Annotated in this window: 16 protein-coding genes; all 16 read right to left on the bottom strand. The window is 65.1% G+C overall.

All coding sequences use genetic code 11. The annotated features are described in order from the left end of the window. Positions 1 to 143: 143 nt before the first annotated feature. The 16 genes from lpxB to ACW18B_RS13575 all read right to left on the bottom strand — a co-directional run bounded on the left by lpxB (position 144) and on the right by ACW18B_RS13575 (position 15805). A complete protein-coding gene (gene lpxB, locus ACW18B_RS13650; RefSeq protein ID WP_492047575.1) occupies positions 144 to 1361 on the bottom strand; it encodes a lipid-A-disaccharide synthase in 1218 nt (405 codons plus the stop codon). After that, on the bottom strand, positions 1358 to 2200 hold the full coding sequence (gene lpxI, locus ACW18B_RS13645; RefSeq protein ID WP_492047574.1) for a UDP-2,3-diacylglucosamine diphosphatase: 843 nt from the start codon (positions 2198 to 2200) through the stop codon (positions 1358 to 1360). The genes lpxB and lpxI overlap by 4 nt, the downstream gene beginning before the upstream one ends. 9 nt (positions 2201 to 2209) lie before the next feature. Continuing rightward, the gene (gene lpxA, locus ACW18B_RS13640) at positions 2210 to 3007 is read right to left on the bottom strand and encodes an acyl-ACP--UDP-N-acetylglucosamine O-acyltransferase (RefSeq protein ID WP_492047573.1); all 798 of its coding nucleotides are present in this window, start codon (positions 3005 to 3007) and stop codon (positions 2210 to 2212) included. After that, positions 3004 to 3480, bottom strand: a complete 477-nt coding sequence (fabZ, locus tag ACW18B_RS13635) for a 3-hydroxyacyl-ACP dehydratase FabZ (RefSeq protein ID WP_492047572.1) — start codon at positions 3478 to 3480, stop codon at positions 3004 to 3006. Before fabZ ends, lpxA begins: the two co-directional genes overlap by 4 nt. A 2-nt stretch (positions 3481 to 3482) precedes the next feature. Beyond that, positions 3483 to 4502, bottom strand: a complete 1020-nt coding sequence (gene lpxD, locus ACW18B_RS13630) for a UDP-3-O-(3-hydroxymyristoyl)glucosamine N-acyltransferase (protein WP_492047571.1) — start codon at positions 4500 to 4502, stop codon at positions 3483 to 3485. A 47-nt stretch (positions 4503 to 4549) separates the two neighbouring features. Then, the gene (locus ACW18B_RS13625) at positions 4550 to 5179 is read right to left on the bottom strand and encodes an OmpH/Skp family outer membrane protein (protein ID WP_492051720.1); all 630 of its coding nucleotides are present in this window, start codon (positions 5177 to 5179) and stop codon (positions 4550 to 4552) included. Positions 5180 to 5181: 2 nt separating this feature from the next. Next, positions 5182 to 7533: an outer membrane protein assembly factor BamA gene (bamA, locus tag ACW18B_RS13620; RefSeq protein ID WP_492047570.1), complete on the bottom strand. Its 2352-nt coding sequence runs from the start codon at positions 7531 to 7533 to the stop codon at positions 5182 to 5184. A 29-nt stretch (positions 7534 to 7562) separates the two neighbouring features. Beyond that, positions 7563 to 8759, bottom strand: coding sequence for a M50 family metallopeptidase (locus ACW18B_RS13615; RefSeq protein WP_492047569.1), 1197 nt, complete (start codon positions 8757 to 8759; stop codon positions 7563 to 7565). A gap of 19 nt (positions 8760 to 8778) precedes the next feature. Continuing rightward, a complete protein-coding gene (dxr, locus tag ACW18B_RS13610; protein ID WP_492047568.1) occupies positions 8779 to 9978 on the bottom strand; it encodes a 1-deoxy-D-xylulose-5-phosphate reductoisomerase in 1200 nt (399 codons plus the stop codon). Continuing rightward, on the bottom strand, positions 9966 to 10814 hold the full coding sequence (locus ACW18B_RS13605; protein ID WP_492047567.1) for a phosphatidate cytidylyltransferase: 849 nt from the start codon (positions 10812 to 10814) through the stop codon (positions 9966 to 9968). The genes dxr and ACW18B_RS13605 overlap by 13 nt, the downstream gene beginning before the upstream one ends. Continuing rightward, complete coding sequence (gene uppS, locus ACW18B_RS13600; RefSeq protein WP_492047566.1) at positions 10792 to 11571, bottom strand: polyprenyl diphosphate synthase; 780 nt, start codon at positions 11569 to 11571, stop codon at positions 10792 to 10794. Before uppS ends, ACW18B_RS13605 begins: the two co-directional genes overlap by 23 nt. Positions 11572 to 11616: 45 nt before the next feature. Next, positions 11617 to 12183, bottom strand: coding sequence for a ribosome recycling factor (gene frr, locus ACW18B_RS13595; RefSeq protein ID WP_492047565.1), 567 nt, complete (start codon positions 12181 to 12183; stop codon positions 11617 to 11619). A gap of 22 nt (positions 12184 to 12205) precedes the next feature. After that, positions 12206 to 12949: a UMP kinase gene (pyrH, locus tag ACW18B_RS13590; RefSeq protein WP_492047564.1), complete on the bottom strand. Its 744-nt coding sequence runs from the start codon at positions 12947 to 12949 to the stop codon at positions 12206 to 12208. Between the two features lie 214 nt (positions 12950 to 13163). Beyond that, the gene (tsf, locus tag ACW18B_RS13585) at positions 13164 to 14102 is read right to left on the bottom strand and encodes a translation elongation factor Ts (RefSeq protein WP_492047563.1); all 939 of its coding nucleotides are present in this window, start codon (positions 14100 to 14102) and stop codon (positions 13164 to 13166) included. 97 nt (positions 14103 to 14199) lie between these two features. After that, entirely contained in the window at positions 14200 to 15066 is an 867-nt protein-coding gene (gene rpsB, locus ACW18B_RS13580) for a 30S ribosomal protein S2 (RefSeq protein ID WP_492047562.1), read from the bottom strand. Between the two features lie 355 nt (positions 15067 to 15421). Then, a complete protein-coding gene (locus ACW18B_RS13575) occupies positions 15422 to 15805 on the bottom strand; it encodes a DUF5076 domain-containing protein (protein ID WP_492047561.1) in 384 nt (127 codons plus the stop codon). Positions 15806 to 15812: the final 7 nt, after the last annotated feature.

The following is a 15812-nucleotide window of genomic DNA, read 5'->3' as shown; positions in this document are numbered from 1 at the left end:
GGTGACGCGGGCCGCAAGCGTGATGGCGTGGACCGAATCACTCAGGTCGTCAGCACAGAATGAGCGCTAGTTCCACTAGGCGTCCAGCTTCAAGCGCAGCGCGCGGCTCGGGCGTTGCGCCTCGCCCCTCTCGACGAGGAGAGCTAAAAGCCGGGGGGACGCCCGCGCTTTCGACGCTCACCCGGTCCAGCCGCGTCGGACCGACCCAGGAACACCAGGAGGGCTTGGGCGGCGGCCGTTGACGGATCGGCCAGGCCGCGGCCCATCAGCCCCAGAGCGGCGGTTTGCTGCGAGACCTGCTTTGCGCGCAATGCAGGATCATCAAGACGCAGGGTGATGGCCTGGGCCAGCGCCTCGCCATCGAGATCGCCCTGCAGATATTCGGGCACGACACCGGTCTCTGCGGCGATATTGAGCAAGGTCACCCAGCGCGGCTTGAACAGGATTTTCAGCAGGCCGTAGGTGATCGCGCCGGTTCGGTAGCCGACCACCATGGGGCAGCCCGCCAGAGCCAGTTCGGTGGTCACGGTGCCGCTGCATGCCAGGGCCACGGTTCCGGCGACCATGGCGTCGTCCTTGAGCGCCTCGTCCTCGATCACATGCGCACGGAAGGGCCAGCCGGCCACCCGGGCCTTGACGGCCTCGGTCACGGTGGAGGCCGCGGGCACGACCACGGCGAGATCTGGGCGAGAGGCCTTGAGCCTGCGAACCGCGTCCTCGAAGACGGGCATGACCCGCTCGATCTCGGACGGCCGGCTGCCCGGCAGGACCAACAGGATCGGCTCGTCCGCCGAGAGGCCGATCGCCGCGCGGAACCGCGCCGGGTTCGCCTGGCTGAAATCCTTGGCGAGGGCGGAATTGCCGACAAAGACGTTCTTCAGGCCCACGCGATCAAAATAGGGTTTGTCCATCGGCTGGATCGACAGCAGCAGATCCACGGCCTTGGCCAGGGCCTTGGCCCGTCCCGGACGATAGGCCCACACCTGAGGGGCCACGTACTTCACCAGTCGCAGGTCCGGGTTCTGGCGGCGCAGGGCCTGGGCCAGCCGGATATTGAAACCCCAGGAGTCGATCAGGACCGCGACATCAGGCTGTTCGCGTTCCGCCAGCGCCAGGGTGTCCTTCAGGCGGGCCATGGCGCGCGGATAGGCCCTCAGGCTCTCCGCAATGCCGATGATCGACAGTTGGGCGATGTCGAACGGGCTTTCGATCCCCTCGACGGCCATCTTGGCGCCGCCCACGCCGACAAAGCGCACCGGCTGGTCGCCCAGGTTTTGCTTCAGAGCCCGGGCCAGGCCGGCGCCCAGAGCGTCGCCTGAAGCCTCGGCCGCCACCAGCATGACGGTCAGGGGCCGCGTCATGGCTGACCTTGAGCGTCGACGCCCAGAACGAACAGCCCCAGCTCATCGGCGCAGGCGATGACCGCCTCGCGATCGACGACCAGCAGACGGCCGGCCTCGCCGACCACGCCGGCCAGGCCCGCGCGGGCGGCGCGCTGCAGGGTGGCCACGCCGATGGTGGGCAAATCCACCTTGGTGTCCTGGATCGGCTTGGGGGCCTTGGCCAGGACGCCGCGTCGACGATCGGCGGCGCCGCGAATGGCTTCGGGCAATTCGAAGACCCGACGCAGCATGGCGTCGGTGCCCTCCTGAGCCTCTACGGCGAGCACCAGGCCGTCACAGACGACCGCCCCCTGCCCGACGTCCAGCTTGCCGATTTCCCGCGCCACCAGCAGCGCGCGCTCGATGTCCGGGAGATCCTGGGCTCGCGGCGCGTGCGCGCCCAGCGGCCCCGGCGGCAGGGTGAGTTCGCCGACGACTTCGTGGGCGCCTTCAATGGCGAAGCCTTCCTTCTCGAACTCGGCCAGCACCCGGCGCAGCAGCGCGTCATCGCCCTGACGGGCGGCCTTGATCAGGGCCGGGATCACCGTGACGCCGCGCAGGTCGGGCAGGATGGCGGCAAAGTCGGGTCGACTGACGGTCCCAGCGAAGCAGACAACCTCGCAGCCCTCGGCCTTAAGCGCCTTGAAGATCTTGCCAAACTCCCCCAGTCCCACCTCGATGCCGCGATAGCGGTCAAGGACGGGATCGGCGAAGCTTCGCAGCCGCATCACCGCGAAAGGACGTCCGGCCGACTCGCAGTGAGCCGCCAGTTCGACAGGGAGCGCGCCCCCGCCGGCGATCAAGCCGAGCTTACGCATGGGCAGAGCCTAGACCTCGCGTTGGGGCAGGCAAAGCGGACGATTATTGTCCGCCCGGATGAAGTCGACAATTTCCATCACCTCGGGATTGCCGGCGTGAAGCTCGGCCACGTCTTCCAGGCGCTCCTGGAAGGTGCCCTCATCAGCGAACAGCAGGCGGTAGGCGGCGCGTAGCGCATTGATCGTCTCGCGGCTGAAGCCGCGACGTTTCAGGCCCACCAGGTTGAGGCCTTCGAGGTGTGCGTGGTTGCCCCACACCGACCCGTAGGGAATGACGTCCTTGGTCACGGCGGCCAGGCCGCCGATGAAGCTGTAACGGCCGATCCGCGTGAACTGGTGAGCCGCCGCCAGACCGCCCATGAACACGTAGTCGCCAATGGCCACATGACCGCCCAGGGTCGCGCCCTTGGCCATGACCACATGGTCGCCGACCACGCAGTCGTGGGCGATGTGCGAGCCGACCATGTAGAGCCCGTCGCTCCCGACGGTGGTCACGCCCCGGCCGGACGCGGTGCCGGTGTGCATGGTGACGTGCTCGCGGATGATGTTGCGCGGGCCAATCAGCAGTTCGGTGCGCTCGCCCTTGTGGCCCAGATGCTGGGGCGGCCCGCCGAGATTGGCGAAGGGGTGCACGACGCAGCCCTCGCCCAGGGTGGTGGCCCCATCGATGACCACATGCGACATCAGCCGAACGCCGGCCTTGAGGGTCGCGTCACCGCCGACGATGCAGAACGGACCGATCTCGACATCCGGAGCGAGCGTCGCGCCGGGCGCGACGATGGCGGTGGGATGGATGCTTGAGGTCATTTGACGGGCGTCTCCACCACCATGGCGGCGAACTCGGCCTCGGCGGCGAGCTTGTCGCCGACCTTGGCCTGACCCTTGAACTTGAAGATGCTCGACCGCGCGCGGGTCACCTCGACCTCCATCCGCAGCACGTCGCCGGGACGCACGGGATTGCGGAAGCGGGCGTTGTCGACCGACATGAAGAAGATGGTCTTGCCCTCGGTGTCGACCTCGAGCGACTTGCTCATCAGGATCGCGCCGGTCTGCGCCATGGCCTCGATGATCAGGACGCCCGGCATGACAGGATTGCCCGGGAAGTGTCCCTGGAAGTACGGCTCGTTGACGGTCACGCACTTGATGCCGACGATCGACTGGTGCGGACGATAGTCCTCGGCCCGATCGACCAGCAGGAAGGGGTAACGATGCGGGATCCTGGCGAGGATCTCGGCGATGTCGATCGCGGACTGCGCCGGTTCGGCGACGTCTCGGCCCATACTTAGCCCCTTGTTACCCGGCCGCCCGCCATGCGTGACAGCCATGCGGTCTCTCGGAGCCACCGCTTGAGCGGACGCGCCGGAAACCCTGTCCATGTTTCGCCCGCCGGCACGTTCTTGAACACCGACGCTGACGCGCCGAGGCTCGCCCCCGAACCGATGGTCAAATGATCTGCAACCCCGGCCTTGCCGCCGAACGCCACACCATCTCCGACGATGGTGCTGCCCGAAATACCCGTATAGGCCGCCAGCACGCAATTGCGCCCTAGACGGACGTTGTGGGCGACATGAACAAGATTGTCGATCTTGGTGTTCTCGCCGATCGTCGTATCGCCAAAAGCGCCCCGGTCCACGCAGCTATTGGCCCCGATCGTCACGCCATCCTGGATCACGACGCGGCCCAGTTGCGGCAGGTCGACAATGCCCTTGGGGCTGGGCGCGGCCCCGAAGCCGGCTTCGCCGATCACCGCCCCGGCGTGCAGGCTGACCCGATCCCCGAGGATGGCGAAACCGACCACGGCGTTGGCGCCGATCAGGCCGTCGCGGCCGATCGTGACCCCGGGCCCGATCACCGCGCCGGGAGCCAGTCTCGTGCCCCTGCCGATTCGCGCGCCCTGCCCGATCGTCACGCCGGGCGACAGCAGAACGCCGGCCTCCAGCACGCAGTCAGGATGGATCGCCGCAGCCGAGGGATCGTGTCGCCGCGGCGCGTGCAATCGCGACGCGGCGGCGGCCCACGAGGCTTGCGGGTGGGAGGTCAGGAGAGCCGCACAGGTCGGAGCCAGCAGATCACGATGCTCGGGTCGCACAAAACAGGCGCCGGCCAGGGTGGTCGCCGCCGCGTCACGGCGTTTCGGATCGGAAAAAAACGAAATCGCTTGAGCATCGGCCGCATCAAGCGGCGCGACATGCCGGATCGTGCGATCCGCGAGGGCCGCATCGTAAAGCGTCGCCGCCCCGACAGACGCCAACTCCGAGAGTGACGCCGGACCCAGGTCATCAAAAAAACGGGGGTCCGGCATCTTGTCCTCTCAAAGGCGTTCCGGGCTCCTGGCCCGGATCGACCCGACTACTTCTTGGGCGGCGTCAGAGCTTGAGCGCCAGGAGTCGCTTGGTCCAGACGTTCGCGATCGAAGGTCAGAGTCTTGATGCGCGCGTCGAGCGCGACAACGACGGCGTCCGTGATGTCCATCGCCGGGTTGGCCAGTAGAACCGATTCACGGTCGACCAGCATGCCGCACGTCCGTTGTTGATAGACTTGCTTGATGGCGGGGTCGAGCTCTTGATAGACGCGCGACAGGGCCTTCTGTTCGGTCGCTTCAACTTCCTTCTGGCGCAGCTGGCTCTTGCGCTGCCAGGCGTTGCCCTTGACCTGCAGGGCCGCGGCCTGTTGCTCAAGCGCGCCCTGGTCGAGCGTGGCCCTCTTGGCCTCCAGCGCCTTGGCTTCATTTTCCAGCGCGGAGCGTTCGCCGGTCAGTTCGGCGTTCACTTGCTGAATGATGATCTTCAGACGCGCATCGACGGCCTGGCCGACGGCCGAGGAACCGACAGCGCGCTGGCTTGAGAAGATACAGACGCCGGCAATCGGCGCGCCGTGCGTAATGGCCGGAGCAGCGGGAGCCGTTTGGGCCATGGCGCTGGTCGAAACCGCGATAGCAACGACGCTCGAGGCGGCCGCGAACAGGAACTTGGAGGTCATGATCATTGGAACCTTGTGGAGGTGGAGAACCGGAACGTTTCGGTCCGGTCGTAATCTTCCTTGGAGAGGATCTTGCTGAAGTCGAAGCGGATCGGCCCCATCGGCGACTTCCAGTCGATGCTGATACCCGCCGAAGCGCGGAGAGCAAGGTCGTCACGAATGTTGGAGTCGTACACACCCGTCGAAGACTGGCGATCGGCGTCGTCGAGCTGGCCCAACGTACCGAAGTCGGTGAAAACAGCGGCCTTGATGCCGTACTGCTCGGGCAGGAAGGTCGGAACGGTCAGCTCGAACGTGCCGATCGCATAGAGCTTGCCGCCCATCGAGTTGCTGGTGGTCGAGATATCGCGCGGACCGATACCCGCCGTCTCGAAGCCGCGGAAGTTGGTGCCGCCCTTGTAGAAGCGGTCGTTGATCCGGATGGTGTCGCCGCCCCAGCCCTCGATATAGCCGGCCGAGCCGGTGGCGCTGAAGATCAGGTCCTTGTTGAAGCCCCAGTACCAACCGCCGTCAGTCTCGGTCTTCAGGTACTTCACGTCGCCGCCGAAGCCCGCCAGATCCTGGTTGAGGTCGGCGAACCAACCCCGCGTCGGCTGGATCGGATCATTGCGCTTGTCGATCCGCAGGCCGTAGCCGACCAGCGAGGTCATGTAGGCGCCGCGCTGCAGACACAGGATCTGCGAGACCGAGCCGCTGGTGCAAAGGCTGTCCGCCACACTGACCTCGTCCCGGCGCAGCGTATAGCGCAGGCTCATCGACGCGTTCTGGGTCAACGGGAAGCCAACCCGGACGTTGCCGCCGACGGACCGGGTGTCATAGGCCGCATAATCGCTGAGGTCGTAGCGGAAGGAGTAGACGTCCACGCCGGCGACCAGATTGCGGTTCAGGAAGCGTGGCTCGGTAAAGGCGAAGTCGATTTGCTGACGCAGCGACCCCACCGAAACGCGACCGCGCACATTTTGACCACGGCCTCGGAAGTTGCGCTCGGTAATACCGACGTCGAGCACGAGCTTGTCGACCGAACTGTAGCCGGCGCTGAACGACAGTTCGCCGGTCGGCTGCTCCTCGACCTTGACCCGCAGGGCCGTACGGTCGGGCGCGCCGCTGGGCACTTCCTGGATGTCGACATCCTTGAAGAAACCAAGGCGGCGGATGTTGTTCTTGGAGCGGTCGACCAGCACGCGGTTATAGGCGTCGCCTTCGGCCACTTCGAGCTCACGACGCAGGACGTAGTCGAGCGTCCGGGTGTTGCCGACGATGTCGATGCGATCAACATAGACGCGGGGCCCTTCACGCACCTGGAAGACCACATCGACCGTGTTGGTTTCGCGATTGGGCACATAGCGCGGTCGAACGTCCACGAACGCGAAGCCGGCCGCGCCCGCCGCGAAGGTCAGGGCGTCAGTCGCCTGCTCGATGCGTTCGTCTTCATAGAGCTGACCGGTGCGGACGGGCAGAATCTGGGCCAGCAATGTGCCGTCGAGCTTCTTCAGCTCGGTTTCCACCGTAATCTTGCCGAACTTGTACTTGGGACCCTCATCCAGGGTGTAGCTGACCGCGAAGCCGTTCTTGTCCGGCGAGAGTTCAGCCACGGACGAGACGACGCGGAAATCGAAAAAGCCGCGGTTGCGATAATGCTTGCGCAGTTGCTCGCGGTCGTACTCGATCCGGTCGGGATCGTAGTTGTCGTTGCTGGTCAGGAATTTGTACCAGTGCGACTCCTTGGTCACGATCACGTCGCGCAGGTCGTTGTCCGAAAACTCGGAATTGCCCAGGAAGTTGATACCCAGGACGCCGCTCTTTGGGCCTTCGTTGATCTCGAACACCAGATCGACGCGCTTTTGCGGCAGTTCGACGACTTTCGGGGTCACGGTCGCCGAGATACGACCCGAGCGACGATAAAGCTCGATGATGCGCTGAACGTCGGCCTGGACCTTGGCGCGCGTGAAGATGCCGCGCGGCCGGATCTGGACCTCGTCCTTCAGCTTGTCTTCCTTCAGGGACGAATTCCCCTCGAAGACCACCTGATTGATGATCGGGTTTTCGACGACCTTTACGATCAGATCGCCGGACAGCATTTCGATCTTCACATCGGCGAAGAGGTCGGTGCGCGCCAGGGTCTTGAGGGCAAGGTCGAGACGCGCGGCGTCCACCGTGTCGCCCGGCTGGATCGGCAGATAGGACGTCACCGTGCCCTGCTCGATCCGCTCATTGCCTTGCACGACGATCCGCTGCACGACGCTGGTTTGCACCGCCTGGGCAAAAGCCGCCGAGGGCGCGACCAACGCGGTGGAGCCGAAAAGGAGCGCCACACCGGTGGCGAACGCGGCGCTATGGGCGCGAAGATTGTTCATGGGACCATTCGTGGACGAAGAGCGGGCGTTCACGTGAACAAACCGCCGATGAATTTGAACACGTCGTAGCGGTTGAGGTCGTTCCACGCCGCGAACAACATGAAACCCAGGATCAGCGCAAGCCCCGCGCGAAAACCCGCAGCCTGAAAATCGGCGCGCAGGGGACGCTTGGCGATCGCCTCATAGGCGTACATCAACAGGTGGCCGCCATCCAGAACAGGAATCGGCAACAGGTTCATGAAGCCGATGCTGACCGACAGGCTGGCGATCAGCAGCATCTGGCTGATGGCCAGCCGGAACAGCAGGGTCTCGGTATTGGGCGCGTCGGCGACGCTGGCCTTGGTGACCGCCCCCGCCGTGTGGCCGATGCCGATCAGGCCGCTGATCTGGTCGGCAGGCACCTGACCCGTGATCAGGCGACCCAGATAGAAGCCGATAGTCTTGAGCATGCCCCAGACTTCCGCGACCGCATCGGGCACGGCGTGAAGGACCGTGGATTTCTGGAAGCGTGCGACGCTGACGTTTTCGACGCCCAGTCGGCCTTCCTTGACCCGGCCGCGAATATCGTCCTTGACCTCGACGAAGCGTGGCGTCGCCTTCAGGTGTATCCGGGCGCCCGCCCGCTCGATCAGGAAATCGATGGGCATGTTGGCGCGCAGCGAAACATAGCTGCTGAGGTCCTGGGCGCTGGAAATCAGTTGCCGGTCGGCGGAAATGAAGACGTCGCCCGGCTTGAAGCCTGCGGCCTCCGCGGCGGTGCCCGGCATGACGTTCCGGACCGTCGCAACGCCCTGGGGCTTGCCGATCAGCAGCAGGAACGCAGCCATGATCACAATGGCGAGGGCGAAATTGGCCATCGGTCCGGCCGCAGCGATGATCGCGCGTTGCCAGATCGGCTTGAAATGGAAATAGCGCCCGACGGCCGCCTCCCCTTCCCGCTCCACGATCGCGCGCTTCATCGCCGCCAGATCGTTCTGGTCGGGAACGCTGGCTGCGTTCTCGTCGCCGGAAAAGCGCACATAGCCGCCCAGCGGAATCGCGGCGATCCGCCATTCAACGCCCGAGCGTCCGCGCCAGGACGCCAGGGGCGGGCCAAAACCCAACGAAAAGCAATCCACCGCCACGCCGCAGGCGCGAGCCGCCCAGAAGTGCCCGAGCTCGTGAATCGTCACGACGATCGACAGCACGAAGACTGTGGATACAACAAAGATCAAGACGTCGAGCATGAAAGCAGGAATCTCCGCGTCAGTTCCGTTGACGCTTCTGCGCGACAACCTCGGCCGCAATACGGCGGGCCGCAGCATCCGTCGCCATGGCGCTTTCAACCGGATCGGCGTCGGCTTCCAAGATCGCCCCGAGACTGTTCATGCGTTCCAGGGTCCCCGCCACCGAGGCGGCAATATCGAGAAAGCCGATCTGGCGGTCAAGGAAAGCCGCCACGGCCACTTCATTGGCTGCGTTCATAGCAGCCGGAGCGCCGCCGCCTAGCCGCATCGCCTCCTGGGCGATGCCAATGGACGGAAAGCGTTCGAGGTCGGGCGCCTCGAAGGTCAGTTGGCCATAGGCCGCAAGATCCAGGCGCGGCGCGGGCCAAGGCAGGCGGTCTGGCCAGGCAAAGGCGCAGGCGATTGGACTGCGCATATCCGGCGGGCCCAGCTGGGCCAGGGTCGAGCCGTCGGCATATTCCACCAGACTATGGATGATGGACTGCGGATGGATCACGGCCTCGATACGCTCTCCGGGAGTGTCGAACAGGTAGGAGGCTTCGATCATCTCGAGGCCCTTGTTCATCATGGTCGCCGAATCGACCGAAATCTTGGCGCCCATGGACCAATTGGGGTGGGCGACCGCCTGCTCGGGCGTGGCGACCGCCATCTGGTCTTTTGTCCAGGTGCGGAAAGGGCCGCCCGAGGCTGTCAGGATCAGTCTTGATACACGATGGATACAGGCCGGCTGCAGGACCTGGAAGATCGCCGAGTGCTCGGAATCAACCGGGATCACCGATCCGCCCGCCTCGCGTGAAATTCGCAGCAGGGCGGGACCGGCGCAAACCAGACTTTCCTTATTGGCCAGGGCGATCACCGCGCCCGTGCGCGCGGCCGCCAGGGTCGGCGCCAGGCCGGCCGCGCCGACGATCGCCGACATGACCCAATCGGCGCCCATGGCCGCTGCCTCGATTACGGCGCGGGTCCCCGCCGCGGCGCGGATCCCCGTGTCCTTGAGGCCGTCGCGCAAGGCGGCAAGTCGGCTCTCGTCCTCAATCACCGCGACCGCAGGACGCCAGCGAAGCGCTTGTTCGATCAGCCGTTCGACGTTGCGGCCGGCCGTGAGCGCCAGGATCTCGACCTCGACGCCCGACGCCTCGAACAGCCCCAGGGTCGAAACGCCGATCGAGCCTGTGGAGCCAAGAACCACCACCTTGCGTGCGGAGGTCAATGCGCCCACCCGTAGAGATAGATCAGGCGAACCCCGGCGATCACGATCGCCGCGAACATCAAGCCGTCCACGCGATCAAGCATGCCGCCATGGCCTGGGATCAGGTCTCCGGAGTCCTTCACGCCGAACCGCCGCTTGAGCATGGATTCCCACAGATCGCCGGTCATGGTCGCAAGGCCGCCGAGCAATCCGATCATCGCAGCGATGGGCCAAGTCAGGTTCATATCCGGAAGCGCGGGCAGCCATCCGGACAGGAGGTCGATGCCGATCGCGGCGATCGCCGCCGCCGCCAGTCCGCCGAAGAAGCCGGACCACGTCTTGTTGGGTGAAAACGCCGGCCACAGCTTGGGACCCTTCAGGACGCTGCCGACCACGAAGGCGAAGATGTCGGAAAACCAGGTGACCGCGAACAGCAGCAGGGTCCAGCTGAGTCCCGCGTCCAGCATGCGCAGCCAGAGCATCGCGATACAGGCCGGCGCGATATAGATGACGCCATAGGCCGCATCCGCCCTGCGTTCGACCGCGCCCCGGGCCAGCAGAGCCGCCAGGATCGCGCCGACCGCCAGCAAGGGCCAGGTGAGATAATAGTGCTCGCGAAAAGCCGCCACCACGGCCACCAGCACTGCGCCGCCGATGGCGATGGCTACGCCCCTGGGCGCGCGGGGAGCACTCATCATGCCCCATTCGCGCGCGAGCAAGGCGGCGCAGACCAGGATCAGGGCCAGAAACCAGATCCCGCCAAACCATACGGCGGCCACGACTGTGGGCACGAGCACCGTGGCGGAAGCCACGCGCACGCGAAGATTGGTCCAGTTGAAGCGCTTAGCCGGCGACGGCGACGTCATCGGCAGCAATGCCTCCATAGCGTCGGTCGCGCCCGCGGTAGTCCGCAATGGCGGCCGAGAGCGCCTCAGGTCCATAGTCCGGCCACAGCACGTCCTGGAAGACGAGCTCGGCATAGGCGCATTCCCACAACAGGAAATTCGAAATTCGACGCTCGCCGCTGGTGCGGACGATCAGGTCCGGCGGCGGGGACGCCGAGGTTGAAAGCTGCTTTTCGAAAACGGCCTCATCGAGATCAGCCGCCTTGGCCTCGCCGCGCTCGACCGATTCTGCGAAGGCGCGCGCGGCGTCGGCGATATCGGCGCGACCACCGTAGTTGAAGGCCACCTGAAGGGTGAACTTCACATTCTCAGCGGTGCGTCGCTCCGCCCGTTCAATGATTTCCTGGATGTCCGGCGCCAGCCCCGTTCGACGGCCGATGATCCGCACCCTGACGCCTTCGCGCGCCAGACGCTCCAGATCCGATTCAACATAGGCCTTCAGCAGGCTCATAAGCTCGGAAACTTCGTGGGCCGGCCGGCTCCAATTCTCGGTCGAGAAGCCAAAAACCGTCAGCACGTCGACACCGAGAGTCGGCGCGGCTTCCACGGTGCGCTGAAGCGCTTTGACGCCGGCGCGATGGCCGAGCACGCGCGGCATGCCGCGCCGCTTCGCCCAGCGACCGTTCCCGTCCATGATGATGGCCACATGCAGCGAGCGGTCCGACACGTCGCCCCCAGCGCGCGCCGAAACATCCTGCAGGCCGGTCGACGCCGACATTCGCTTCAAGCCTTCCCTAACCGTCCCCGTTACGCTGGTCGGCTATCAAACCTGCATGATCTCTTGCTCTTTGATTTTCAAGGCCTCGTCGACCTTCTTGATGGCTTCGTCGGTCATCTTCTGGACCTCGGTTTCCATCTTCTTCAGCTCATCCTCGCTGATGACGCTGGCTTTCTCGGCCTTCTTGAGATCGTCATTGGCGTCGCGGCGGATGTTGCGCACAGCCACCTTCTGAGCCTCGGCATATTTGCCGGCGATCTTGGACAGGTCCTTGCGGCGCTCTTCGGTGAGCGGCGGAATCGGAATGCGCAGATTGTTACCTTCAACGACGGGGTTGAGGCCCAGATCCGAATTGCGGATCGCCTTTTCCACCGCCGAAACAACGCCCTTGTCCCAGATGTTGACGTTGATCTGGCGCGGCTCGGGCACGCTGATCGAGGCGACGGTGTTGAGTTGCACCATCGAGCCATAGGCGTTGACCATGATCTGGTCCAGCAGGCTGGAGGACGCCCGACCGGTGCGCAGACCGGCGAAGTCTTCCTTCAGCGCGAGCACGGACTTCTCCATGCGATCCTTGTAGCGGGACAGGACGGGCTTTTCGACGGCGGCCATGGCTTGGGCTCTCTGGGTTAGGTTAGACGGCGTCTTGGGCGACGACGGTAAAGGTGCCCTCGCCTCGCAGGACGTTGAGCAGATTGCCCCGTCCCTTGATGGAGAAGACCACGATCGGGATATTGCTGTCGCGCATCAGGGCGACGGCCGAGGCGTCCATCACCCGCAGATCCTTGGCCAGGACGTCCATATAGGTCAGTCGGTCATAGCGCTGGGCCGAGGCGTCCTTCTTGGGGTCGGCGGTATAGACGCCGTCGACGCTGGTGCCCTTGAGCAGGGCGTCGCACTGCATTTCGGCGGCGCGCAGGGCGGCGGCGGTGTCGGTCGTGAAGAACGGGTTGCCGGTGCCGGCGGCGAAGATCACCACGCGGCCCTTCTCGAGATGGCGCTGGGCGCGGCGACGGATATAGGGCTCGCAGACCGTGGCCATCGGGATCGCCGACTGCACGCGGGTGGAGACGCCGATACGCTCCAGGGCGTCCTGCATGGCCAGCGCGTTCATGACCGTGGCCAGCATGCCCATATAGTCGGCGCTGGAGCGCTCCATGCCCTTGGCCGCGCCCGCCATGCCGCGGAAGATGTTGCCGCCGCCGATGACGATGCACAGCTCGATGCCGGACTTGACGATCTCGGCGATATCCGCCGCCACAGATTGAACGGTGTTGGTGTCGATGCCGTAGGGCGTATCGCCCATCAGGACCTCGCCGGAGACCTTCAGGAGCACACGGCGGAACCGTTGGGGCGTGGCGGTGCTGGGTTCGGACATGGACCGGGCTCTTCCTGAGTCGTCGGCACGCAACATAGTGCGCGTTATTCAAAAGTGGGACCGGTTTTGCACGCCAGGGCCGCAACGCCGTTCTGCAGGGCAAAATACCGGTGGCGCAGGCGCAAGAAGGGCGCGGCGCGCATCAAAACGCGCCGCGCCCTTCGAGGCCGATGAGCACGCGATTCGCCAAAGCGAGGCGCGCGCCCGGATAGGTTTAGGCTTGGCCGGCCATGGCGGCGACTTCGGCGGCGAAGTCACCCGCGGGAGCCTTCTCGACGCCTTCGCCCAGGGCCAGACGAACAAAGCCCTTCACGGTGAGCGGCGAGCCCAGTTCCTTGCCGGTTTCAGCGACCAGCTGCTCGACGGTCTGGTCCGGGTTCATGACGAAGGCTTGCTTGAGCAGCACGACTTCTTCCAGGAACTTGCGGATCCGGCCTTCGACCATCTTTTCGACCACGCCGGCCGGCTTGCCCGATTCCAGGGCCTGCTCGGTGAAGATGGCGCGTTCCTTTTCGATGGCGGCCTGGTCCAGATCGTCCGGCGACAGCGACAGCGGCGCGGTGGCCGCCACGTGCATGGCGATCTTGCGGCCCAGTTCCAGGATCTTGGCCTGGTCGCCAGCGCCTTCGATGGCCACGAGCACGCCGATGCGGCCGAGATCCGGCGCGGTCGCGTTGTGGATATAGGTCGACACCGCGCCCTGGGCGACGGTGAAGCGGGCCGAGCGACGCAGGACCATGTTCTCGCCGATGGTGGCGATCAGGTTGGTCAGGATGTCGGACACGACTTCACCATCGGCGGTCTTGCCGGCGTTGATGGCGTCGACGCCGTCAACATCCAGGCCGACGGCCGCGATCTTGCGGACGGCGTTCTGGAACAGGTCGTTGCGGCCCAGGAAGTCGGTTTCGGCGTTCACTTCGACCGCAGCGGCGGTCATGCCGGCGCCGTCATTGCGAACCGCCAGGCCCACCAGGCCTTCAGCGGCGACGCGATCGGCCTTCTTGGCGGCCTTGGACAGGCCCTTGGTGCGCAGCCAGTCGATGGACGCGTCGATATCACCGGCGTTTTCGATCAGCGCCTTCTTGCAGTCCATCATGCCGACGCCGGACTTTTCGCGCAGTTCCTTGACCAGCGCTGCCGTAATCTCAGCCATGGAAAATCTCCAGATTCAAACGGTTAGCGACCGGGTTTGATAACCCGGTCGCATGTCAGGCTTGCAACAGCCGCTGCAAAGAGCGGCCGTTGATAGATCAGCTGGCGGCCGGCTCTTCGGCGACGGCGTCCAGGGCTTCGGTGGTCGCCTCTTGAGCGGCTTCCGGAGCGGCCTCGGGCGCGGCGGCTTCAGCCACCGGTTCCGGGGTCAGTTCGCGCGCCAGGGTCGGTTCCATCGGAGCCGCCGAAGCGCCCAGATCGACGCCCGACGAGGCTTGGCCGGCGGCCAGACCGTCGAGGACGGCGTCAGCGATCAGGTCGCAATACAGCTGCAGGGCGCGGGCGGCGTCGTCGTTACCCGGGATCGGATAGGTGATGCCGTCCGGATCGCAGTTGGTGTCCAGGATCGCGATGACCGGGATGTTCAGCTTGCGGGCTTCAAGGATCGCGATCGCTTCCTTGTTGGTGTCGATCACGAACATGATGTCGGGAATGCCGCCCATGTCCTTGATGCCGCCCAGCGACAGCTCCAGCTTGTCGCGTTCGCGGGTCAGCTGCAGCAATTCCTTCTTGGTGCGACCGGCGCCTTCGCCGACCAGCACGCCTTCGAGTTCGCGCAGACGCGCGATCGAACCCGAGACGGTGCGCCAGTTGGTCAGGGTGCCGCCGAGCCAGCGGTGATTGACATAGTACTGGGCGCAGCGCTTGGCGGCCGTGGCGACCGGATCGGAAGCCTGACGCTTGGTGCCGACGAACAGCACGCGACCGCCGGCGGCGGCGACTTCACGCACCTTCACCAGAGCCTGGTGCAGGAGCGGAATCGACTGCGACAGGTCGATGATGTGGATGTTCGAACGCGAGCCAAAGATGAAGCGGTCCATCTTCGGGTTCCAGCGGTGCGTCTGGTGACCGAAGTGGGCGCCGGCTTCCAGGAGCTGACGCATGGAGAATTCGGGAAGAGCCATCGGGCCTATATCCTTTTTCCGGTTGAACCTCCGCGGACACCCCCGTTCCGAACAATTTCGGAGCGGGACCGGAACGGTGACCTCAGGATTTCTCCCCGAAGCAACCGAACGTCCACGTGTGGAATGGCGCGCAGATAGGCGGGAATGGCGCAAAAGGCAAGTCTTGTCGGACGGATTGCGTGACGAGGCTTGCAGCGGGCAACCCCAATCGGGGCCAAGTCAGGGCGCCTTCGACCTTCCAGGCGACGTCTGGAAGAAGATCATCGCTGCCTAGCGGATCACCTTCTGGTGCGCCATTGGCGAATCAACGGCGCCGGGGCTTGCACGCCTGGCATTCTCACCGACAGCGCTGAAGCTAGCCAACCTCGGAGCCAGACCCGCCCACCCGCTCGGAGGACGGCGCGGAAATCTCTTCATTGAAGCGCTCGACGATGGCCTCCAACAGGTCGGCCTTGGCGCCCATACCCTCAGCGCCAAGCGCGTCCGCGACATGGCCTGCGAGGTCGGCCAGGATGATTCCCCACGCCGCCGTCTCGGCCGCCACGCCACCGTGGGCGTAGAGACCAAACTTGAGCGAACAATGCAGTCCCTGCTCTGCGATCCATACCCGAGCGAGTTCTACGGCGATGGGGTCGCGAAGCGCCGCCGGTGGAATTGCGCGTGCGTCCATTCTGAGCCCCATCAGCAAATATCCATCCCATCCCGGTTGGCCGTCGGCGACAACGACCGCCTTGTCCATCCCCATT

This window comes from Caulobacter sp. FV2ps19 (assembly GCF_058681035.1).
Note: the sequence above shows the minus strand (reverse complement) of the source record. Positions and strands in the feature narration are given on the sequence as shown.